A 23,044-nucleotide genomic window follows, 5' to 3' on the forward strand; every position below is an offset into this window, starting at 1 on the left:
AATCAGGGGGCACTATGGCAATAGCAATTCCAAAGCAATTTGCTGGTTTTGGTCTAGCAGTTGCAATTATATCTGTGGCTAATCATTTCGGATTGGTCGATCTCTTTGCTCAAAGTGCTACACGGGCAATATCGAAACAAGCTCAATCAGTAGAGTCAGCCAATCCAGGCCAACCGAATGAACCTGAAAACGGTCTACAAATGGCAAAAGACTATGCTGAACATCAAAAAATGGTAGCCAATAGTGCAGCCATGCCATTTAAAAAAGAAGTGATTAATGTTTCCAGTATGGAAAACACACAACATTTTGGTCCTGTTTCAATGGAATCTCAAAATGTTGATACTGTGTTTATCATTCGAGATAAGGCCACTAAAAGGTTACGAGCCGTTGTTCAGGTACCCAAAAAGCAAACTGTCAATATATCTCTTCCAATTGGTCAATACACCATTCAATATGCCCAAAACAATTATATTAAGGATGCTCCATGGCAAGGATTAAATAAGTTTTGGGGATACGGCACTACCTTTTTAGAAAGTAACCTTGAGCATAATGTTACCTTGGTCCAATATCCGAATAATAGTGGCTACTTTATTCGTGGTACTGGAATTATTGTAGGTGTAGAAGATGGCACCCAACCAGACGAACTCGCTAAAAACGAATTTGTTAAAATGTAACCATCAGCTTTAAGCAAGATGTCACCTATACGGTGGCATTTTTATTTATAAAAAAAGAAAGAATAGTGCACGGTTTTAGATGGTTTTATTAAAAATGATAGGTATTTAAACAGTGCTATTTACTCGGTATATACTATTTTAAAGAATAACGCCTAAACCCTCCCTCAAAGTTAATTTTTTAGTTTAATATAAGCACATATAAGTACTCGTAAGAGTCGTTTTAAAGTCTTGGATCATGCTATGTGACCAAGTAGGAGACTATAAAGTGAATGAAGTTAAATGGCCTAATTTAACTGGTCTTGGTGCGCGTCTTGTAGTATCGCCAGCCAACAATTTTCGCCCAAAAACGGCGATGCTTGTTGTTAATGAATTTGAGCAATTCAAAAAATCTATTGAACAAAACAGTTCTAAGCAATTTGAACAAGTGTTAATGGATGCCCATTTTTATGAAGTGCAAAATGATGATGGTATTCATGCGTACTACTATAAGAACCCGGCAAAGTCTGGTATCGATCTAAACGATCTTCAGAAGGTCTTTCCAGCGTTTACCAACGATATGAAAGTACCGACTAAGCAAGAAGATATTTATCTCACCAATCTACCGTTTAAGAAGAACATTCCGAACTGGAAAAGTTACTTCGCATCAGCGACCGAACGCCTTTCTGCTTTCCCTGAAGTGTATGTCAGTAAGCTAAACAATGGATCTAATATCCTTGATACGCTGAAAACCAGTCTTCAGGAATCGAACAAATCCTACTTGGCTCAATTTCAGTCTTCAAAAATTCCTTTTAATCGTCTTCAAGATTATGGCTATGAAAATATCTTCTCTAAAGTCTATCTAGATGAAGAATCGGCGATGGCCAGTGGCGAAAGTCTAGATAATCTAGCCAAAATTAAGTTGTCTCCATTTGCAGTACCCGTCAATTACGAAAAAGATGGTTCGTTACTGATTATTGATGACTTGCGCCATATTCCTGAAATCTTTGCTCATGATCCGTATGAAGCATTGGGGTTAAATGACAATATTAACCTGGTGCATTTTGCTCATGAATACGAGTCCACTTTTAATCAGCTGATTGAGCATGGCCGTGGCAACAGAATGTTTAACATGAGCTTTAAAGATGTTGATGCTTATGTACAAAAATTAGCTTCTGATCTTGTTGTGATAGACCGTGTGTTTAATCAACAGCAATTGCCGTATCCAAAGCTATTAGAATCAGCTAAACAAGGTATTCCAGCTTTTTATAAAGATGAACACGGCACATGGATGGCGTCTAAACAAGGTATTGAAACACGCCTTGTAGATAAGATGGTGTATGACGCTGCCATGCTTCGCCATGATGTCTTACAACAAATGGTACGCCAGATGCCAACAGGTAAAGTTTTCTTTGCCGATCTGAGCCAAGAGTTCTCTGAATTCTCTGTAAACATCGTTCCTAAGTTTAATGCGCTCTATGATCACCAATCTGCTGAAATCAAACAGCGTAAACTAGAAGAACAACTCAATGAATCAAATGTTAACGAGATCTTGAATGACCTTGATGTTAATTTTGAGGCAACTGAGAAGGCATCTATTACTGAGTCTGATCTACTCAACATTGCAAATGACCTCCCTACTCCAGAAATTGATGATGTTGCCGTACTTAAAGAGCTCTTAAAGTTTCCTGAAGAATTATTGGATGCAAGAGGCAATGACAAGGTGCGTGATTTCGCGCCGTCTATGCTTGAAATTAGACAGATCTTGGATGTCTATGTCATTCCTAAGGCTACTGAACAAGCTCAACAAATTGAGAAGCAATATAGTGATTATCTAAATCAGAAATATGCTGAAATTCAAGATGTCGTGCGCTCAGCTACACAAACAAAAAACTTCAGCGTAGATGATATTCAAGCGATCTCTGACGAAATCGACACACACAATGTTGAGATCTCAAAACAGTACAATGAAGTTAAAAAAGTCTTATGGCAAAGTGAAACTTTGGTATCTGGCATTACGTCTGCAACAAATACCTTTTTGTTTAATAAAAACAGCTTCTACTACGCTAAAGATGAAAACGGCAAATTTGTAGGTTTTGAATCTGAAGTAGAAAGCAATCAACATAAAGCGGATCTGTTCAAATTACTATCTAAGCAATTCGACAATCAATTGGTTTCAATTAACACGCCTGAGCTTCAGGAATTTGTGAATAATGAAACTGCAGTTGATATGTTGATGTCACGCACGAACAATTATGTTGAGCAAAATATCAATGATTTTGTTGCTGGTGATTTTTCTGCGCCTTTAGAGCTAGAGCAAGATGTACAGCGTTTAGAGTTAAGCGATCTGTGCACGGCTGATCTTGCTAATAACGATAAATTAGCTTCAGCGTATTTTGAAGAGTTTACTCGGCTTCTTGATGAATCAAACTTTGATGAAGCATTTTTAAAACAATCTCTATCACAAACTAAAAGTGCGTCATTCTTAAAGAACGGTGTAAATGAGATTTTATTCCGTAATTTATTGGTGCCAAATGCAAGTGAAAACTTCAATCGTAAGACTAAATCTGATTCTGTTCCTGAGGATATTCTTGCTAAAACTTCATCACATACAGATGGGTTTAGTCTGGACCGTCAGTTCAATCGCTTTGTTGAAGTTCAAAGCTTCCAAAAGGCATTAACAGCCAAATATCCGCAACAAGACTGGTCATTTATCACAAAGGATGACCGTGGCGAAAACATCAAGTCGATTGCTGAAGATATGCAGTCTGACATGGAAGAAGACCGTAAAGATGCAAAGGATCTGTTGTCGAGTATCGAACGTCAGTTTTATTCTAAAAATTCGACCTTATTTGTCTCGAACATGGATCTCGCTGCAGATGAAATCTATGTTCAGATTAAACCAACGGGTGACATTGACGATTTAAAAGTTAAAACCGTTAAATCAAATGAATTTGATGAAAACAAACATTTTTCATTGTCTACCGATGGCTACAAAGCAACAAATCAAGCGTATGCGAACATTGCCAAGTATTTTGTTGAAAAAACCCTATATCTAGAAGATGGCGATTATGACAAGGCACAAAAACTAGCTGCCTTAGTGATTGCTGGTGAAGATAAAGAGCTCAAACAAGAAACTAAGAAAGTCTTTGGTGTAGAGCTGACTGCAGATGACTTGAAGCAAGTCCAAAGCATGCAGTTAGAAGATGGTAAGCTCCAGTTAAACAAAACTGCCCTACCGAACCACAACTACAACAACATTCAGCTATTCAACTATCTGAACCTGATTGATATTAATCAGCGTACAGTTTTTGGCAAATTTGATGTTGAAGTACAAAAAGAATTTGAGGTGATTAAGGATCTTCTCAAACCTAATGTAGCTTTTCAGAATAACGTTAAATATTTTTCTCTAACAGCTGAAGAAGAGAACGTACAGTTCAATAGTGAATCTGAATACTTTAACACTCAGCTAGAAAATGCTGTAAAGCACTATGAAGATCACCACGGCGCAATCAAGATCCCTGATCATGATTTGTTTATAACTGTGTTTCAAAAGAATGATCTTCAGTATATACGCCTCTACAATCATAAAGACAAAAATGCGCCGTTTATTGGGCATTCAGTTTCCCTAGATGCCAATATACATAAGGCTACTGGCTTTAATGATAGAGATGCGGTTAAAACGTCTGCGAATGCTTTGTTTAAGTTATCGACTTCACGCAACAGCATGACGTTTATGCCTCCAGCTAAGTTCACTTTTGAAAAATATTACGAGTCAGATCTCAACTTCTTCAAAGCTAAAGATAGTCAGCAAACTTTAATCAATAAAGTGTTTACGTCTTTACCAAACAAGATGTTCCAGTACATTTCTGATCATCCATCTAATTTCAACTCTAAATTAGATTTCATCAGCAATCTTAATTCTGCAACATACGAAAAGTTTGAGGATCTTAGCTACGATAAAAAACCGAATGAAGTCACTGAGCTTCTGAGCAACATCTCTCCAGCGTACACCTATGTTATCGCTCATGTAGATGGCCAGACAGCAATCATGCCTAAAAACTTAACCAAAGTTTTTGATGTTCAGGCATTTGAAGAAGTTCATCCGTTTGATTTGGTGAACTCTAAACTTCAGAAAAGTGATCTTAAAGAACTTTTTAGCAATGGTATCAATGGTGAACCTGATCCGTTCATTAATAAGCTCAAATTTAGTGTTGTATTAAACCGTGTAGGTAATCCAGAACTTGAGGATATTCAGCCTAGATTTATGTTAGAGCAGATCGCCGTGAATGAGGCGTTTGCAGAAAAATATAAAACCTTAACCGCTTTAAATGAAGTCAATGCCGTCATGCTTGAGCATGTCAAAGCATTACAAGATACGATTAAACAGGCTTATGCTGAGCATTTTGTAGGTTCCAACCCTAAAGTTCACCAATACAAGTTGCTAAACAAATCATCTCAACAAGATGAAACACCGCAATTGTTTATGGTTGATACGGACTATGAGCCTCAATTAACTGCCGTGCTTCTTCGTATACCGTCTCATGACTATCAGTATCAATTGATTACTGGTTTTGATGATGTAGACCAGTTTAGTCACGAAATCTTAAATGCTATCGAATCTAAGGTTAATTTCGGTACCACTTTAGAGCAATTAGCACTATCTAACTTGCCTGAAATTCAGATTAAACACAAAACTGACTTTGAGAATAAACAGTTAGCAAGTTTGCATTTCCAAACTTTGATTACGAATACGCTTGGTGCTCTATACGATCAAACCGCACACATAAAGCCGTATATCAAAACTGAAAATCACAAATTGTTTTTGGCCATCAAGCCATCGACCGACAATGAATATGCATCGGTTAAACTTTTTGGTGATAAGTCCGATATTCACGGTGATTACAAGTCTCTGTGCGTTTTTCCTGTTAAAAGTATGCGCTCAGTTGAAGATGTCTTACAACTTCAAAACCGTGTGTTTACTGACTTCACGTTTATCGATCAATTGGTACCAAAAGACAAATATGTGCCTGTTGATGTAAAGGTAGAGCCAAGTGACTCCCCTGCTATGTACTTAGGTGATGTAGGTGCCAAGTTTGGCGGTGCACATAAAGATCGCTACGGTGAATACATTTCATTGGAATATATTTCAGCGACATCAGCCGATCAAACAGCTACGGACTATCGAAAAGCAAAAATCGTTGCAAATAAAGAATTCCAAGCTTGGTACACCAATACGCCACTCGGTATTGATGACAAAATATTCGTAAAGGCAATGTATGACTACTGCCCAACTAAACCGTTATTCTCTAAAAATGCGTTGATGCTTGATAGCCAACGAGCGACAGAATTACGTGCGTATGTGGCTGTTGTTTCTAACATCAGAAATTTGATGGTAGATACTCAAGAAGAGTTGATTCATGCGGTAAGAAACAATAAAAGCTTATCTGCTGAAAGTCTTGGTATGACTGATCGCCAACGTAAAGACTATATCGGGCTTTATAGTAAAGGTACCAAGAACAACTACAAAAACTACTTCGAATTGCTTAGCAATTTGAATGAGTACTACATTATGCCAGAACATACAGGCGGTATCAGTGTTCAGCTTGAGAAAATCATCGAAAAAACGATTGATAAAGAACTCAGTGAGATTCTATCAACAGGTAAGATCTTTGATTTTTACGGTAAGTCGAAAGTCACTAAAGATGTGAGCGATGCGATCAGCAACATGCAACGTACTGGCTTATATTCAACTGTGCTTGAACCATACGTTCTGAAAAGTGCGATTGAAAGTGGTTTAGTTAAAGCTGAATCTGCACCTATTTATGTTAAAGATCCTGTTGCACCAGTTATAGAAGCAACGACTGAAGCTGTGAATACACCTAAAGCACCACGTTTGCCGTCATTTACCAGTGAAGTGAAAAAACTTGAAAATGGCTTTGTGACTGAAAAAGTCCAATCAAGTATTTACGGATTGTTAAATTACTCTCGTACTGGTCCTGATCATCGCCAAGGTGCCGATGTGGATTCATTCAAGCTTAAAGATGACTTTTCTATCCGTGGTGTTGAAGTAGGCAATAAAGTTAGTCCTGTGGCTCAACAGTTGGTTAATGCCGTGTATGACTCATTGGCTGACTTAAAACAACTCATGGGCTTTAAATCAAACAATGGTTTATTGAACTTGGGTGTTGCTTTGGCTTCACGCGGAATTAAAGGATCTGCAGCGCATTTTGAACTGTCTAAGAACGTGGTTAACTTAACTCGTGATAGCGGATCTGGAAGTTTGGCTCATGAGTATGGCCATGCGCTAGATGCACACTTGGGAATGTTGGAAAAAGCGGAAGTATATAAAAATCACGCTCAAATGAATCGTTCTGTACTTCAGGACTATTATGAAGACATCCCTAATTTTGAGATACCAGGTGCACGACACTTCTTATCAAATATGTTGGATGCTGGATACTCCCCTGTTACTGAGTCCGGTCGTGCTTTTGAAAAGGTACATCGTGCGATGATGAATGAGCCAGTTCAGCCAATGAAAAATTACGGTCAAGTACTTCATGAGAATGCTGAGACTGCAATCAAGGCGTACCACACTGTTGCTGATTCAATGCATGATGAAGTGATTAAGAATAAAGAGAATTATCCTAATTCTACGCGCAAAACCTTAAACAGCTTCTTTGACTGGCACCAAAAGCACTATGAAGATCTCATTCGCCGTCAGTTTGAGAAAATTGAAGAGTACTTGAAGAAGTATGAGCGTGAATATAAAGCTGATACAAACCTATCTTTCTTCAGTACAGTTCAAGACAAGGTGGATGTCATTGTCTCTAAAATTAACACTGACATTAATGCTATAAGCTTTAAGTCGTTTGAGCGCTATCAGCAAAAACTTAATGATATGCGCCAGCCAGAACATCATTTACCTACAACCGGTTTGGAAGAAAAAATTACAGGTGTTGCGAACGCAGCGAATGTGGATTTAAAAACACTATCGCAAAACCTATCTGAATACTTGATAGAGTCATCTAAATACAAGTTCTATAACCTGGTAGAGAAGTACATGCCTGAGGGAGTTAAAAATCCTCATACTCAAATGCAAAACTTCTTTGATAAGTCGCAAGACGTTGAAGTTAACGTAGGTGATATTCGTTTTAGTGACAATCTATCGCGTTATAAAAAGGACTGTTTAAATATCGACAGTGCTGAAAATCGTGCAACGCCGTATTACGCGACCAGTACCGAAATGTTTGCTCGTTATTTTGAGACTTATTTGTACTCTAAAGTTTCAAATGAAAATGAAATGAAAAACTCATTTTTAATTGACGGCTACCCTACCGTACAACCTAAAGGTTTAGAGTTTGAGATCTGCAGAAACTTGACTGAACAATTAGTCGAAACTTGTGTGAATGAAATATTTGATCAAGATCTGCAAAACGAAAATACCCAAAAAATTATTGCTGAAGTTTCGATTGAAAAAGAAAATGAAGCTGACCAATTAAGACTTGAGATGTGAGATAACTAAATGCAATACGAAAATATTCATGAAGCAAAAACGCCACTTAAAAGCATGATTACTCGTAGTCATGCCTATATTCGCCTGTTGGTAGAAAAAAGTATGGCTGATGGTATTAAGTTTAAATATCACAACGGTAGACGTTTAACTCAAATTGATGATCCTGAGCGTGTTGTTTCTCAAATCTTCCCTTATTTTTTCCGTTTAGTTTTCTTGGAAATATCAACTTATTACGGTCAAACATTTGATGGTCTTAAGTTTCATTCTAAGAAACGTGCAACAGGAACATTGCAATTAGAGGTCAGTATTCTTGAAGACAAAATACCGAACCAATTAGAGTTTTTCACCTTTATTAGTTACGTTTTTAACTATGGGTTTTTAAAAAATCAATTCCATGAAGACTTAACCCTTTTAACCAAAGCAACAAAGTTTGCCAGTTAAAAGTTAGATCCATTTTAAATCTTAGATTTAGGTATATACTAAAAATAATTTTTAAATATTTAAACTTTCAATGTGGCTTTATAATCAAATAAATCCATATTGATTTAGAAACAAGTTAGATATTTCTGAATTAAAAGTGTGGCGAAAGTATCAGTTTTATAAGTCAAACAGTCTGCAGTCTTTTAAGTAACTGTTGTAACGAAATAGTCATAACTGAGTCGCTGTACATTTGATGTGTATGCCCTTTTATTAATCCCATTGGAGATGATCGAATGCAAAAACCATTGCATGAAAATCTTGAAAACTTTCTGCCTTACTTGAAAAGTGAACTCGCTGCCAAAGGTATTTTAAGTGCGTCACTCAAAACCATCTTTTTGAACTACATTGATCAGATCACAAAAGAGAATAGATTCGTCAGCCATACCAATACGACCGATCGACAAATTGTATATATAGAACGTGGCGATGATGCATTGATGTTGCGCTTTAAATATTTTGTTGAAAATAATGAGTACTTAGAAGTTGAGTTAATCATCACGGATACTCATGTAAAGTTGGTTTATGCTGAATCACCAGAATTACACTTGCTTTATGATGATGAAACACCAATTTGCTTAGATGCTGGCCAGTTAATCAAGTGTACCAATGACTATGGAACATCACTTGCTACTTTAATTAGCGCCCTATTCCAATGTTTACTCAGTGATGATCCACAAAAAAATATCCAAGACGTACTTAATCAAACTAATCTTTTTGACAAAGTTTCAGATGAAAATGCCGAATTAAACAAGGGTTCACATGATTTCGATAACCGACAAAATCAAGCAAATATCTGGGTTTTCTGATTCAGATTCAGAAGTTGTTAAGGATAGTGTTTTATCCTTATCTACTGCTTTGTGGATCATGAATATACTCATGTCTACAAATTTTGTTATTGGTTTAACCAAGAGAGATCAGAAGCTTTTTGATAATGCCAAAGAAACACTGATTACTGAAATGAAGCGGTTAAATTACAATCTTAGCGATTATAAAGTACTCCCTGTTTCAAAAAAGAATGAACCGCTTTTGCTTCAAATTAAACTTGAACAAAAATCAGATCGGATCATAGATTTAGTCAATGCCAATTTAAAGGATTTATCCAAAGACGAGTCCATGGTTATTGAAGTTCTTTATGCAAATTTAATGAATAGTAATAGTGGTGTTTGCATCACTATAAGCGATATTCATGATAAAACAGCGCTTCAAGTCAGTGAGATTCTTACTGACATTTCAAAAGAATTAAAGGTATCTACTTTATCCGATGTTCTTGATATTTATGCACGACCAATTGAACATAATAATGCCAAGGTGAGCTTTACCCTGGTGAACCCATGGGCATTATCAACCGATAGAAAAAAGACTCTTTGCATTGCTGCACCCATATTCAATGAATACAACAGTCCATTTAAATTAATTGCACTTCTTCAAAATATCATTTATCTAATTAATCAGAAGTGTACTAAAGAGACGGACCTTCTATTCGATTCCATTAACCTACCAAAATTTCAAAATAGACTTTTTGGCCAAAGCTTTTTTTATATTAATTAGGACTAACCATGAAAAACCAAACACGCCCATTTACTGTAGTGTTGTTGGCTCCTATTGCAGAACAACCTATTCATGCTTTAGTTGCGCCATCAGGTGATTCAATTCTGTTATCACAAGATACGAAAGTCTCTACTCTCGCAAATTGTCCAGATATGATCGAATCTGAGTTCGGTACATATGATGAATTTCTTATCGAACATCGCGATCAATTTATGCTGTTTAACCAAGTCGCATCTGATTTAGATCCTGATCTAATTTTTCCTAAAGTGCATTCAGACCTACTTGAAGATAGCTTATGTATTATTCGTTCTATTTTCGCTTTTGAACGTTTCAAATTAGAAGAAGAACAAAAGAATGCTACTCGTAAAGAGCCTAAAGAAATTAATCAAGAATATTTAATGAAACGTGCGATAGACCAGGCAATGACTTTAGAGCAAGATGTTTCTGACCTTTCATCAAATGTAGAGCGCTTACAAAGCCCCATGTCTTAAACTCCATTAAATATATTTAAAATTAACTTTAAACCCTCTCTTAAAACTTATATGCTTATTAGTAATAGTTTAAGGGTGTGGTTTAAAGTATTTTTAGATGGATACAAATTTAGTTTTTTTCGATGACTTTAACGCTACTTCTAACACCTCTTCTGGTGAAAATCACCGTTCTTTAAATAACGTACTATTCTTCTTTCTCAACTATCATAAAGGTACGTTTTTAGCTGATACGATATTTTTTGATACCCACTATCAAACAATTGACAACCGTAATATTGTCGGGGTTTTGCCTGTTCTTTTTAGTATCTGCCAGATTGACCGTTCAGAAGGTCACACCGGGCAAATAGTCGATATTCAACAGGATCTAAATAACGTAGATGAAGATGATTATGAACCTGTAATTGATATAGATGATACGCAAACATTTAACTTGTTCTACCACTTCCTTAAACCATCCAATGATGCACCTGTAAAACCACACCTTAATAAACTAAAAGTATTACCAGACAACTTAATCGATTCGATTAAACACCATGAGCTTTTAAATTACATTCTTGCTCTCATTGAGAATAAGATCTGGACCGATTCTGATGTATTTAAGTATGAGTACAAAAATAGGTTTTTGTTTTGCGTTTTTATCTATTTGTCCAAGACCGTAGATCTAAGTTTTAATAGCTCTCACGCTTCTTTCACGAGCTGGCTTGAACTGCGTAACCTATCTTGGTTTGGTGCTAATGAAGTTGATACCAGTAACTTTGCAACATTAGAGCTTTATATACATGCCCTATCCTACACGCTTAAACTGGCAAACCATATTGTAAAAGCAATCATCAATAATAATGTGACGCCGTTTAAAGTTGCACCGCAAGAAGAATTGTTTTACTTTTTTGCTGAACGTACAGACGCACGTTCTCCTAATGAAGAGACTACACCGCCGTATACGCCAGCGGAAGATGATGAAACTTTTTCCACTGAACTTTCTAGTGCTCCAGTACCAGCACCGTCAAATAAGGAAACACCAAAAGTAACCGATGCTTATTTATTGGTTGGTGCGGATCTTGAGGATTCTGAGTCCACAACATCAGAAAAGAATGTGATTACTCAAGACTTCAACTACCAAGCACGTTTAAATGAATTATATGAGCTGTCAAAATTCATCAAAGATGAAATTATAGATGCTCCAATCATTTCTATTAATCAAGCGTGGAATATAGTGCAAGATAAATGGAAGTTTTATCTCGATACTTTTTCAAGTAGCTACTTCAATATGAATGATTTTGAGAAGACGGCTATTCTTAAACAATTGAAATCACTCAAAGCCAGTATTTTTATGAACTGGTTTGATATTAAGTCGGGTGCTGGCCAGCAAGTATTTATTGATCTAGTGTCATACGACACGTTTAAGATTGAGTTTCTTTCTTCTGAAGCTAAGATGATCCAAACTTACATGAAGAACCGTATTAAAAATCAGATGTATTTTGAAACTACGGCGCCACAACCAAAGTTTTTGAGAAATCTAAACAACTTATTTAATGAACGTGTCGATACGCAAAAAATTAAAGACATAGAAAACACTGAACTTTTGTTGAAGGTGAATGGCATTCTTGACGGTGTTACCAAAGATCTCATTGACAATATCAATCTGCATTTATCAAATGACATTTATCTTGTGAACTACTTTTCTAATGTAGATAAGGAACTGGAACCGCCCAAATATCACTTATTAGATATTTTGCTTCGTACTTCAGTGCTTAACCTTATCTATGTTTGTCCTACAGCATCACTCAATGCAACCAAGGATCTTCTAAATGCAATCACTGATCCTGAAATTGAGGTTTCAGCTTTTGACACATTCGACCGCAAACAATATCAAAATCAAATTGTAAAAGAACTCGCATGTTCATTCCGTCAGCGCATAGATCCATCTGAACTTTTGAAGCTAGATATTACGTAGAGTAAGCGTCCGCTGAACCCCATGCCTATTTTTTAATTCGGTTCAGGTTTCCAGCGGTGTGGTAGCAATTCTTCAATCTGAGTCACTTTATGTGTCGGCAACCTTTTCAGCACATCACTTAAATAGGCATAGGGATCCAGCCCATTCAGCTTTGCTGACTGGATTAATGTCATAATATTGGCTGCTCGCTGACCGCTGCGCAGCGAACCTGCAAATAACCAGTTCTTACGTCCCAACGCCCAGGGGCGCATCTGGTTTTCCACCCAGTTATTGCAAATCGGTAGATTGCCATCATCCAGATAGCGGCTTAAGGCTGGCCAACGCTTCAGAGTGTAATTGATCGCCTTGGCGGTTGGAGAACTCGATGGCACAGTCAGTTGATGTTGGTTGAGCCATTCATACAGTTGTTGCATCACCGGTTGACTATGCTGTTGTCGGTATTCGCGGCGCTGTTCTGCTGTACCATCGGTCTTTTTCCTGAGTTCTGCTTCTATGGCATACAGTTTCTGAATCAGCACTAATGCCTGTTCAGCGACCTGACTTTTTTTGGTCACATGCAGTTCATGGAATTTACGACGCGCATGCGCCATGCAGCCCACCTGTCATTTCCAATGAACTATGCGACATTACAAAGAACTGTGCGACAAAATTAAAAAAGTTAATAACACCTAAAAGAAGAGTAAATTGCTTCAAAATAGTCAAATGTATTCCTAACTTTTAAAAAACTTCAGCCATATCTTTTGTATTTATATTTTTCATTAAATTTATTTTCTACTACGATTCCTCTATTACATGTTCTTGGGAAAGTTTGTTCAGATGCTGAACCATGAAGAAATACTGCCCATGTAAAGTGCGGGTAACTAAACTAGTTATTGGCTTACGCATAGTTGGATCTATTAACTTACGCAATTCATTACTATCATAAGTGCGTGTCTTAAGTAGGCCATCTGGCAGAATATTATTACTATTTAAGTTCTTAACCAATAAGCCTACATTTTTTTCATCACCATATACAGAAAGGCTAATTCCGTAATCTTCTCGTGCAGTCATTACAAACACACCAGATATATGTTTATATTCGTCCGATTGAAATCTATCTGTTGATACAGGGCTGCCATTATCTTTAAATACATCAGTTCTTGTATTCCATTTAAGTTGATAAGGCTCAGTTGGGGATTCTGGAGGCTGCCAATAAGGCCTGTCTAAACCTAATAAAGCTTCTATAACAAGTGGTAAACCACTTGACCCTTTTTGTACCTCTTCAGTTACCCCAACCATATAGACATCTAGTGGATAAAACAATGAGTCATTTACAACAATTACAACTGGCTCATCTTCAGGAATAATTTTCTTCTCAATATAACCTTTTATAATATTAGCCTTAGTTTCTATAACCCCTGTCATTTTCAACAATGCTAAAGAATTCTCTCGACAATTAGTTTCATGTTTTGGAAATAACCGTCCTTGCACATCTTCCAAGATTTGCACCATTTCATCATTTGGATTCGGAGTAACAACTTCAAACCAAACTGTTTTCCCGTTTTTTGTAGCTTTGAAATCAGGTCCGAAATCTTTACTACTCAATTCAAATCCATCTCTTAAAAGACGGTCAGCAACAATTAATTCACCCAATCTTTGATGATATTGTTGTTCTAATAAAATAGCCGTGTCGAATTGGGTATCATTAAGTTCATAACCATAAAAGCGTTCTGTTAATGCTTCAAGACTTTTAAGTGCTAATTCAATTAACTCTTCACAGCCAGGATAACGCCCAAGTAAAATTTTCTTCCACTTTTCCAACAGAATATCTAGAATCTTACATTTCGCATCTTCAGTCATTATCTCGCCTCAAACAATCAAAATTAACTTACCCAAAAAACCCAATCGCCCTTAAACCTGATTTTTATAAGAATAAATCACTTTAACATTCCCAAAAAATGATCAAAGATTTAATAAAGTGGCCTTTTCTAAATACTCAAAAGTTAAGCTACCTCTCACAAGAACACTGATCATTTTCTATCTTTGCCATAATATTCTCATGCTCAAATTTTGATATAAGATTTCAAGTAAATTTAAAAAAATCAAATAAAATGTAAAATCAAAAACACTATATATTGTGCCTGAATAAAAAACTACTACTACATAAAGCAAGATTAGATAAAAATGAAACATTTTAGGAATAATTTGAAGAAAAATTTGCATATGCTTTTTTGTTCAGTTATTATTCGATTAACTTGATCTGTAAGTCAATGATCTTGGAGGTGAATATGACTCATTTCAATCCTGACATGCTTAGTATTGCACGAAACTTTCGTGGTCTTAGTCAAACTGAACTAATTGCTGTAATGGGACAGTCTATTACCCAGGCTTCATTATCTAAAATTGAAAGTGGGGACTTAAAACCCTCCGATGAAGTTATCCAAAATCTATCCAATGCCCTACATTTCCCTATACGATTTTTCGAACATATTGAAAAGCTAAATGCACTACCAATTAGTTTGCATGCATATAGAAAAAAAAGCTCTACCACAGCTAAAGCATTGAGCCGCATGAATGCTGAAATGATGTTAAAAATGGGCCATGTACAAACATTAGAATTGTTCACAAATGTGCCAAAAAGAAAAAATTCCTTACCAACTTTTAAAATTGGCCTAGATGTAAACACTCCTCAAGAAGCGGCTAAAAAGCTTAGATCATTGTGGGCGTTAGGAAATGAACCTCTTGAAAACCTAACTGCCACTGTGGAAGATGCAGGGGTTTTAGTCTTTTTATGCGACTTTAAAGATAACAATGTTGATGGCGTATCCTTAAAAATTCATGGTGTGTCTCCATGCGTATTTCTAAATGCAAACCAGCCAAATGACAGAATACGCTTCACATTAGCACATGAGCTTGGGCATTTGGTCCTCCATGAAGAGCCATCTGAGTTCATGGAAAAAGAAGCAAATGACTTTGCTGCCGAATTCTTAATGCCAGAAGAAAAAATTATTGACCAATTAGGTTCAACCAATTTAGCTCATTATCTAAGACTTAAAAAGGAATGGAAAACCTCAATGGCGGCCTTAATCTATAGGGCGTCAGAGTTAGGAACTATAACTTCAAGTCAAAGTGCCAATTTATGGCGGCAAATGGCTATGCGTGGTTATCGTAAAGTTGAACCAAATGAATTGGATCGAGAAGCGACATATAGAGTAGCTTCAATGCTCTTTGACTACGCAATAGACGCAAAAAAAACATCAACATCTGTCATTAGTGAGTTATCTCAATTATTTGACTTATATGAAGATGACTTTAAAAAACTATATTATTTTGACCTAGATTCAATGGAGACCATCGAGATGGTTTCATAAATTAAAAAGCCGACTCTATTGGGTAGAGTCGGCTTGATAGATTTTCACACAGGAAAGGCATATGGCTCTAAGCCCTACGCATACCTCATGTTAGATCTGGCTGTCAGAACCCCATTCTAACATTTAGGCCCGTAAATCTCAAGATTTACCCGCTTATTTTGGTATGCGTCCTGAAAAACGAGCCGCCAAAATAGGAGGGCTAACAATGCCTACCGAAAATCAAGACTTCGTGTTTTGTAAATCTTATCGCCATAAATCTGGAAAAATTATTGTCCATCCAACTGGATATTTTAAATTTCCTAGAACTCGGCCATTGAAAGAAGAAAAGGATGCTATCCGTAATAAAAAATCGGATGATCCTGATAACTCAAACTCAATATCGTAAACGAGGTTAAATAACCTACTGCTGTGCAACAAAGTTCACAGCAGTAGGTTACTTAATTTTTCTGATCGCACTTAATTTTATGCCCCATTTTAGTACATGGGCTCAGAGAGAATTATGACAACTCAACAGCAGTTTCTTGACCTACTTTCCGATATTGAACCATCTACAACAACGGTTAATGATTGTTCAAGCGCACATAATACGCTTCGTGATGCTTTAAAAGTGCATAATGAATTCAGCAAAGTACATGTGCATACGTTCTTATCAGGTTCTTATAAAAGAAATACGGCAGTACGTCCGACCACCATAGGCGGGATTACACAAAGACCAGATGTAGATATTATTGCTCGCACCAACCATACAATTAACGATGATCCCCAAATTGTCTTAGATGCAGTCCATACAGCATTAAAGGATATTGGATATACCGATCTTACCGTTAACCGTCGTTCAGTAAATGTTAAGTTGAAAAAAGTTGATATGGATGTTGTCCCTATCATTTCAGATGGATATGGTGGCTATCTGATTCCAGACATTCATCTTGAAGAATGGCTAGTTACCAACCCTCCAGCCCATACCGAGTGGACTGTTGAGGTGAATAAAAATGCAAATGGTCGATTTAAGCCTCTTGTGAAGCTATTTAAATGGTGGCGTCGTGAGAACTTATCTGATTTAAAACGACCAAAAGGATTCATTTTAGAATGCCTGGTTGCCAAGCATATGAATTACTACGAATCCAACTATGAAAAGTTGTTTGTTTATCTTTTAGAAACAATCAGGGATTCTTATGGGATTTATGCGTCACTAGGCATAATTCCACATTTAGAAGATCCTGGTGTTGCAGGCAATAATGTTTTTTCTGCGGTCACAGCAGATGAGTTCAAAACCTTTTATGAAAAGGTAAAAGAACAAGCTGCTATTGCACGAAATGCCTTAAATGAAACAGATGATGATAAAGCATTAGCTCTATGGCGGCAGGTCTTGGGTAATCGTTTTCCTCGTTCGGCATCACACAAAAGTGCAAATTCTGCTGATATGGCCAGCTCTTTAATCCGTTCAGCTTTAGGTGCAGGATTAACATTTCCATCAACCCCTGTTTATCCAAATAAACCAGGAGGCTTTGCGTAATGGAACTGCTAAAAACACCATTAGAACGCTTGATTCAAGAACGGCAGTTATTGACCGATCTTGAAAATGAGGAAAACAGTTTTAAGATTCAGGAGTGGAACTCAACAGACACTAATGAACTGCATTTAAACTTCTCTCTCAAGATAGGAACTATAGATTTTAATGGTGTTTTAGTATATCCAGAGCTTTTCCCAGAGCTACCAGCATATATACGCCCACAAAACTCTGGTGAAAGATGGAGTATCTTGCACCAGTACGGTGGCTCAGGAGTGCTGTGTCTAGAATACGGTCCAGATAATTGGAATACCAATATCAGTGGAGTGGAACTAATTAGAAGTGCCCAGATTCTTTTATTAACAGACGCAATGACTGTATTGGAGATGGATGTAGAACCTGTGCCCTCTAGGCATTCTGAAACAATAGGTCAAAAATTAAGAGGTATTTCAGAAAGGTTCATTGAAACACCAATGTTACGTCACATACTCTTAAATAGTGACCCTGAAAAAATGGACTTTAAGGTTGCCATCTCAAGCTTTCGGGACAAGACTGTTATTGTTCCAACAAATATTCAGAACAAACCTCTACCTGACATCGTCCCATCATTTTCTAATGAAAGATTTGAATTGTCTGGATGGGCAATAAGAGTTGATTCTGTTCATTTATTAAAGGAATCTGTAAATGATCGACTTTCGTTAGAATCCTTTTTAGGCAATTTATGGCCTACTCAGGAGGAATTCACAAGTTCCATAAAGCCTCTATTGTTATATGACTTAAAAGGTAACTTGGAACTATTCTTAATTAATAATACAGCACCACTTTTCGTAAGTTATCCAGCTATTAATCTACATGATGATCAGAATCAAAGATTGCCAGCACAATTTAGCAATATCAATGATGCAAAGATAGTAATTATTGGTCTTGGATCGTTAGGAAGTAAAATTGCAATTTCACTGGCACGGTCTGGCTGTAAAAACTTTCTACTTATTGATGATGATATTCTGGCACCCCAGAATCTTGTCCGTAATGAACTCAACTGGTTAGATGTTGGCTTTGCTAAAACCCATGCTGTTGAAAGAGCATTAAAACGAACTGCATTAGACATGCAGGTTGAAACGTATGAAATGCAAATTGGTGGACAGGAAAATCCTCATTTAAATTCCAATATTGCTAATGCCATTAGTACATGTAATCTGATTATTGATGCCACAGCAAGCTCACATACATTTCTAACCTTAGCTGCGATTGCTAAAAGAAAACATATACCAATGGTATGGGGTGAAATCTTTGGTGGCGGTGGTGGAGCAATGATGGCCCGTAGTCGCCCAACGTTAGATGCCTCACCTTTAGAGCTTCGCAATCATATTTATGGTGTCTTACAAACGTTGGAACCAATCCCAGAAGGCAAAGTTAATAATTACGGCTTTCAAACACAAAACCAAACATATATTGCATCAGATGCAGATGTAACGGCTCTTGCAGCGTCTATGACTCAGTTCATATTAGATACTTTATGTACAATTGATGAGCAATCCTCTTATCCATATTCAGCATATTTAATAGGGTTCCGTAAATATTGGATATTTCAATGTCCTTTTGATACCCATCCTATCGATTGTTCAGGTGCGTTAGTAACAGAATCTCCTACGGATAAACAGATATCTGAAAGTGAAAATGGCAATTCTATTGAAGAACCTGAACCGATGAAAGGTTAATACTAATGCTGAAAATATCCATTCCTACTGATATACAAATTTTACTGATAAAAGCCCTGTTGAAGTCTGGAACCCACGAATGTGGCGGTGTTTTAATGGGTGAGCATATAGGTACAAACCATTTTAGAGTTAGCTCATTAACTGTTCAAAAGAGTGGAACGATAGCATCCTTTGTACGTGGAATTACGGATGCTATTAAAGCAATTCGCCTTTTTCATAAATCAACAAACAATAATTATCAAAAATTTAACTATTTAGGTGAATGGCATAGCCATCCTCTCTTTAGTGTACAACCCAGCAGTAAAGACCATCACACCATGAGGGAATTGGTGTCCGACCCAAAAGTGGGTGCAAATTTCGTAGTCTTACTGATTTTTCATTTAAAAAACAATCATCTTGAGGGCAGTGCCCACACCTACCTACCAGATGGTTCCTGTTACCCATCCACCCTAAATTTAGAGAGATAATAATGAGTGCAAGTCTGTTAGAAAAACAATCAACTGGTGGTGCAATTGCACGAGTAGGGTTTGAGTATCAGGATGCTTTTGTATTAAAGAACTTGCCTCTCTGGCTATCTGAAAGTGCTTTTAGCCACATTGTGAGTGAATCAATAGGTGATGTCGAGGTTTGCTACTTCTCTTCAGAAAACGAGTTACAGCGTGTCATGTATGAAGCCAAAAATCATCCGCTGACTTCTACAGATTTTTGGAAAGAAATTAAGCGCTTCAAGGAGGCTTTTGATATTCCATCAGGTGAATATACTCGCTTTGGTTTAGTATGCCCACTCTATACCTCTACACTTCACCCATTTCTTGCCCAAATTGAGAGAATTAGAGGTGTTGGTTCTTCATACAGTGCAGATTCTGTGATTTTACAAAAAAGTCGTCAGGATATTATTCAGTGGTGTAGCGATAAAGGATTCGAAACCTCACTTGCTGAGTTCGCACTTGATCATGTTGATTTCCTGTCTTTCAATGCTGAAGATAGTGACTCTGTATTTATAGGTGAAATTGAAGAGAAATTATCCAATATTGAACTCACTACACGTAAAGCCAAACAGTTAAGAGATCAGTTTAAAAACCTGATTTCTCGTTCTTCTTTTGGTCCAATATATCGCAAAGACTTTGAAAATTTTATTTGCCATGCTCTTGAAGAAGATAGAAGCCAGTGGCTATTAGATCCTATTAAAATTAATCTTTCAGCATCATCCAGTCAGTATCAAGACTTAAACTTAGATATTAGTGATTTCAATGGTCCTGATCGTGCTCAAAAAACCTCCAGCGACTGGAACAACCTAATCAAAAAAGCAGTATCGATTGGGGATTTCATTCATAGCAGTGGTGACCGTAGAACCCTCCTTATAGATGGCAAACAAAGAATGTCCACCGCATGTATGCTTGGCTATGTTTTTAGTGCCACACGTAATTTCCTACTTGAAATAGAACATAATGGCCTCGCATATCGCACTGATGACCATAAGCAAAAAGAGGGACAATTTTTTACTAAAATCGACGCTGTTGAACGACAGGGTGAAACTGAAGCCATAGTCACTATCGGATTTCCTACAGCTATAGGTAACGACATTGACTCTACGATTAATGAAGTAAAGAACTTGCCTAGATTGAATTTAGAAAGCTCCCATGCCATTGATAATATGGAGACTCTAAATCTTGCTGTGAGAGAGGCAAAATCTGCTTTAGTTTCATTTAAATCCGAAAATAAGTTATCTAAATTACACCTCTTTATTAAAGCACCCTCAGTTTTTGCAATGGTCTTGGGACATCGCTTGAATGGTATTTGCGATATCCAGCTTTACGATTGGGTAGATGGACAATATATCCCTACAGCCGAACTGAACTTATAAGAAGAATTGACTAGTCGATAATATTACCAATAGAGAGGTTGATCATGAACAATCATTCTAATGAAGAAAATACTGATAACTCTTCAGATAAAAAAAAATCACCCGCATTCAAAGTTCTTGAATCCAATGCTGAAAAGTTCTTAATGGTGTGGTGGTATGGGGCGTTAGCAAAAGCTGAACGTAGAAATACCCAACCTAAAGTTCATGTTGCTTTTAGGGAACTTCTGGAAGATTACACACCCACAGATAATTTTATTTTTATTGATGCCAATATGACAGATTTGGTGTCTTGGCCCATTGGCACAGTTTGGCATCATGAACGATTGGTTGATTATCTTCCCTTAGAAATACGGGAGTTTGATATTGACCATACGGATTTTAAACATACCTATATTCAAACATATAAGCGAGACGAAAAGACAGGGAAAATAGATCATTTCTTCTCAGATAGGAATAAATTTTATATTAACCCAGGCCAACGTGAGAATTGTATTTCTTTTTCTTTAAAGGATCAGGAATATAAGGAGCTTCTCGTACCTTGTTTTGAGTTTCTGGTAAGAGGATATGGTCTCTCTACAGAACTTCCTAGAATTCTGACAACATATGATGAGGCCGAAAGACATGAACGGCTCTACACACCTCATCCAGAAGAAGAAAATACCTGGACGATCCTTATTGGTGATAGCCTCACATCAGATGATCATGTATTTATTGCCTACTATAAATACAGCGAATATACCCAGGATGCCGTAAGGATATTATTTAGCAGTATTGCAAAACATGATGATTTTACTCAAAGAAACCATATATACCCTAAAGTAATGCCATGGCATGAGGAAACGAGAAAAATTAGGGTTTCAGGTTTTTGTATTCCTGACACCAATGCTTTTTTAGCCTTGACAGTTCTTGGAATAGAACTACCTGATCAAACACTTATCAGACGTGTTCCAAAGGTAATTCACCGCATTAAGAAACCTGTAGATGTCAACTCACCTAATCCTCCTCAGTTGCAACTAGGTCCTGGTCAGATTAACGTATCTGAAGATCAAGGAGGGCGCAAACCATTATTACAATCGGTTATTTTAGGTCATGAATTTACATGGTTAGGTTCAGGCCCTATCGGGGAAAAAAGTAAAACAAAGTATGAAAGAACCATCACCCAGCCACAGAGAAAGAAAAATACTAAAGAAACCAATACAGTTGGTACAGGAGAACCTGATAGCTCTAAGGAAGTTCTAAATGTCCAAATTAACCCGACCACTAATGGAGATACAGAGTTTGAAGCTCCAGATCATGGAAGAATCATGGGCCTATGGAATGCATGTTTAAAGGCACGTTTGTTAAATCCCAGTATTGTCAATGCAGTCCACTATTATACTTTTGAGGAAGAGTTTGATTACAACGATAAACCCACTCTCATGGCCTTTTTCGTTAATTCAGAAACATTAAATAATAAAGATATTACAGATGGAGAAAAACAAGCTTATAAAAATTGGTGTTATGCAAACTCAAATAAAACAGCACTTCGTGGAGCATTGATCATCCGATTATCTCTTGTAAATTGCCCTCCAGTTTATCTTTTCGATATACAACCAGCGACTTACGTTTCCACTGTAGATGGGGATAGTGTTCTCAAGGAGCGTGGGCATGCTGGTCTAATATTTAGGTCAAGAACCGTAGAACAATTTGAGCAGTATATTTCTGGGCTCATGGAGAACCTGCCTTCGTCAGAGGGTTCTTATACGACAACTCTCCTAGGTTCCAATTTGGTTACTCAATTATTTGTTTTTAGACATTCAAAATCTGCTGGCTTGTCAGAGGGTGAATCAACGTTATTGAATGCTCTAAGAAAAATTGGAATTACGAATATCAAGTTAAAGGAGGAAAAGGAGGAAAAGGAGGAAAAATAATTTTCGAATCTTACAATTGTGACCATCTTCTTTTAGCCTAGTCCATAATTCTTTCC

The 23,044-nt window shown here is 37.0% G+C and carries 16 protein-coding genes; 14 read left to right on the forward strand and 2 right to left on the reverse strand.

Features of this window, described 5'->3' with window-relative positions; genetic code table 11:
* The first annotated feature begins 14 nt into the window (after positions 1–14).
* The 7 genes from CDG62_RS01180 to CDG62_RS01210 all read left to right on the forward strand — a co-directional run bounded on the left by CDG62_RS01180 (position 15) and on the right by CDG62_RS01210 (position 12,639).
* The gene (locus tag CDG62_RS01180; protein ID WP_005028677.1) at positions 15–674 is read left to right on the forward strand and encodes a hypothetical protein; all 660 of its coding nucleotides are present in this window, start codon (positions 15–17) and stop codon (positions 672–674) included.
* Between the two features lie 265 nt (positions 675–939).
* Complete coding sequence (locus CDG62_RS01185) at positions 940–8,166, forward strand: LPD1 domain-containing protein (RefSeq protein WP_227504984.1); 7,227 nt, start codon at positions 940–942, stop codon at positions 8,164–8,166.
* 9 nt (positions 8,167–8,175) lie between these two features.
* Positions 8,176–8,607, forward strand: a complete 432-nt coding sequence (locus CDG62_RS01190; RefSeq protein ID WP_005005806.1) for a hypothetical protein — start codon at positions 8,176–8,178, stop codon at positions 8,605–8,607.
* Between the two features lie 272 nt (positions 8,608–8,879).
* Positions 8,880–9,452: a hypothetical protein gene (locus tag CDG62_RS01195; protein WP_005028673.1), complete on the forward strand. Its 573-nt coding sequence runs from the start codon at positions 8,880–8,882 to the stop codon at positions 9,450–9,452.
* On the forward strand, positions 9,406–10,194 hold the full coding sequence (locus tag CDG62_RS01200; RefSeq protein WP_005028672.1) for a hypothetical protein: 789 nt from the start codon (positions 9,406–9,408) through the stop codon (positions 10,192–10,194). Before CDG62_RS01195 ends, CDG62_RS01200 begins: the two co-directional genes overlap by 47 nt.
* An 8-nt stretch (positions 10,195–10,202) precedes the next feature.
* Complete coding sequence (locus CDG62_RS01205) at positions 10,203–10,685, forward strand: hypothetical protein (RefSeq protein WP_005028671.1); 483 nt, start codon at positions 10,203–10,205, stop codon at positions 10,683–10,685.
* 97 nt (positions 10,686–10,782) lie between these two features.
* Positions 10,783–12,639 carry a hypothetical protein gene (locus CDG62_RS01210; RefSeq protein ID WP_005028670.1) on the forward strand — a complete coding sequence of 619 codons (1,857 nt, stop codon included), beginning with the start codon at positions 10,783–10,785 and terminating at the stop codon, positions 12,637–12,639.
* Between the two features lie 32 nt (positions 12,640–12,671).
* Here the strand turns inward: CDG62_RS01210 and tnpC are convergent, their stop codons facing one another.
* Complete coding sequence (gene tnpC / locus CDG62_RS01215) at positions 12,672–13,229, reverse strand: IS66 family transposase (protein ID WP_416232127.1); 558 nt, start codon at positions 13,227–13,229, stop codon at positions 12,672–12,674.
* Positions 13,230–13,413: 184 nt separating this feature from the next.
* Entirely contained in the window at positions 13,414–14,478 is a 1,065-nt protein-coding gene (locus tag CDG62_RS01220; protein ID WP_087527703.1) for a hypothetical protein, read from the reverse strand.
* Between the two features lie 428 nt (positions 14,479–14,906).
* Here CDG62_RS01220 and CDG62_RS01225 point away from each other — a divergent pair, with 428 nt between their 5' ends.
* From CDG62_RS01225 to CDG62_RS01255, 7 genes are all read left to right on the forward strand, one after another.
* Positions 14,907–15,989, forward strand: a complete 1,083-nt coding sequence (locus tag CDG62_RS01225; protein ID WP_087527704.1) for a helix-turn-helix domain-containing protein — start codon at positions 14,907–14,909, stop codon at positions 15,987–15,989.
* A 205-nt stretch (positions 15,990–16,194) separates the two neighbouring features.
* Positions 16,195–16,374: a hypothetical protein gene (locus CDG62_RS01230; protein ID WP_001141890.1), complete on the forward strand. Its 180-nt coding sequence runs from the start codon at positions 16,195–16,197 to the stop codon at positions 16,372–16,374.
* A 114-nt stretch (positions 16,375–16,488) separates the two neighbouring features.
* The gene (locus CDG62_RS01235; protein ID WP_087527705.1) at positions 16,489–17,502 is read left to right on the forward strand and encodes an SMODS domain-containing nucleotidyltransferase; all 1,014 of its coding nucleotides are present in this window, start codon (positions 16,489–16,491) and stop codon (positions 17,500–17,502) included.
* A complete protein-coding gene (locus CDG62_RS01240) occupies positions 17,502–19,214 on the forward strand; it encodes a ThiF family adenylyltransferase (protein ID WP_087527706.1) in 1,713 nt (570 codons plus the stop codon). The genes CDG62_RS01235 and CDG62_RS01240 overlap by 1 nt, the downstream gene beginning before the upstream one ends.
* Before the next feature lie 5 nt (positions 19,215–19,219).
* Positions 19,220–19,681 (forward strand): Mov34/MPN/PAD-1 family protein, encoded by a 462-nt coding sequence (locus CDG62_RS01245; protein WP_058952365.1) that lies wholly within the window; start codon positions 19,220–19,222, stop codon positions 19,679–19,681.
* Between the two features lie 2 nt (positions 19,682–19,683).
* Positions 19,684–21,078, forward strand: coding sequence for a dsDNA nuclease domain-containing protein (locus tag CDG62_RS01250; RefSeq protein WP_087527707.1), 1,395 nt, complete (start codon positions 19,684–19,686; stop codon positions 21,076–21,078).
* 44 nt (positions 21,079–21,122) lie between these two features.
* Positions 21,123–22,988, forward strand: a complete 1,866-nt coding sequence (locus CDG62_RS01255; RefSeq protein WP_087527708.1) for a hypothetical protein — start codon at positions 21,123–21,125, stop codon at positions 22,986–22,988.
* Positions 22,989–23,044: the final 56 nt, after the last annotated feature.

It is taken from the genome of Acinetobacter sp. WCHA55 (assembly GCF_002165305.2).
Lineage (GTDB): Bacteria > Pseudomonadota > Gammaproteobacteria > Pseudomonadales > Moraxellaceae > Acinetobacter.

Bases quoted from the DNA above. Each gene is read 5' to 3' on its own strand.
- CDG62_RS01180 (WP_005028677.1), top strand. From the start codon at position 15: ATGGCAATAGCAATTCCAAAGCAATTTGCTGGTTTTGGTCTAGCAGTT.
- CDG62_RS01190 (WP_005005806.1), top strand. From the start codon at position 8,176: ATGCAATACGAAAATATTCATGAAGCAAAAACGCCACTTAAAAGCATG.
- CDG62_RS01195 (WP_005028673.1), top strand. From the start codon at position 8,880: ATGCAAAAACCATTGCATGAAAATCTTGAAAACTTTCTGCCTTACTTG.
- CDG62_RS01200 (WP_005028672.1), top strand. From the start codon at position 9,406: ATGATTTCGATAACCGACAAAATCAAGCAAATATCTGGGTTTTCTGAT.
- CDG62_RS01205 (WP_005028671.1), top strand. From the start codon at position 10,203: ATGAAAAACCAAACACGCCCATTTACTGTAGTGTTGTTGGCTCCTATT.
- CDG62_RS01210 (WP_005028670.1), top strand. From the start codon at position 10,783: ATGGATACAAATTTAGTTTTTTTCGATGACTTTAACGCTACTTCTAAC.
- tnpC (WP_416232127.1), bottom strand. From the start codon at position 13,229: ATGGCGCATGCGCGTCGTAAATTCCATGAACTGCATGTGACCAAAAAA.
- CDG62_RS01220 (WP_087527703.1), bottom strand. From the start codon at position 14,478: ATGACTGAAGATGCGAAATGTAAGATTCTAGATATTCTGTTGGAAAAG.
- CDG62_RS01225 (WP_087527704.1), top strand. From the start codon at position 14,907: ATGACTCATTTCAATCCTGACATGCTTAGTATTGCACGAAACTTTCGT.
- CDG62_RS01230 (WP_001141890.1), top strand. From the start codon at position 16,195: ATGCCTACCGAAAATCAAGACTTCGTGTTTTGTAAATCTTATCGCCAT.
- CDG62_RS01235 (WP_087527705.1), top strand. From the start codon at position 16,489: ATGACAACTCAACAGCAGTTTCTTGACCTACTTTCCGATATTGAACCA.
- CDG62_RS01240 (WP_087527706.1), top strand. From the start codon at position 17,502: ATGGAACTGCTAAAAACACCATTAGAACGCTTGATTCAAGAACGGCAG.
- CDG62_RS01245 (WP_058952365.1), top strand. From the start codon at position 19,220: ATGCTGAAAATATCCATTCCTACTGATATACAAATTTTACTGATAAAA.
- CDG62_RS01250 (WP_087527707.1), top strand. From the start codon at position 19,684: ATGAGTGCAAGTCTGTTAGAAAAACAATCAACTGGTGGTGCAATTGCA.
- CDG62_RS01255 (WP_087527708.1), top strand. From the start codon at position 21,123: ATGAACAATCATTCTAATGAAGAAAATACTGATAACTCTTCAGATAAA.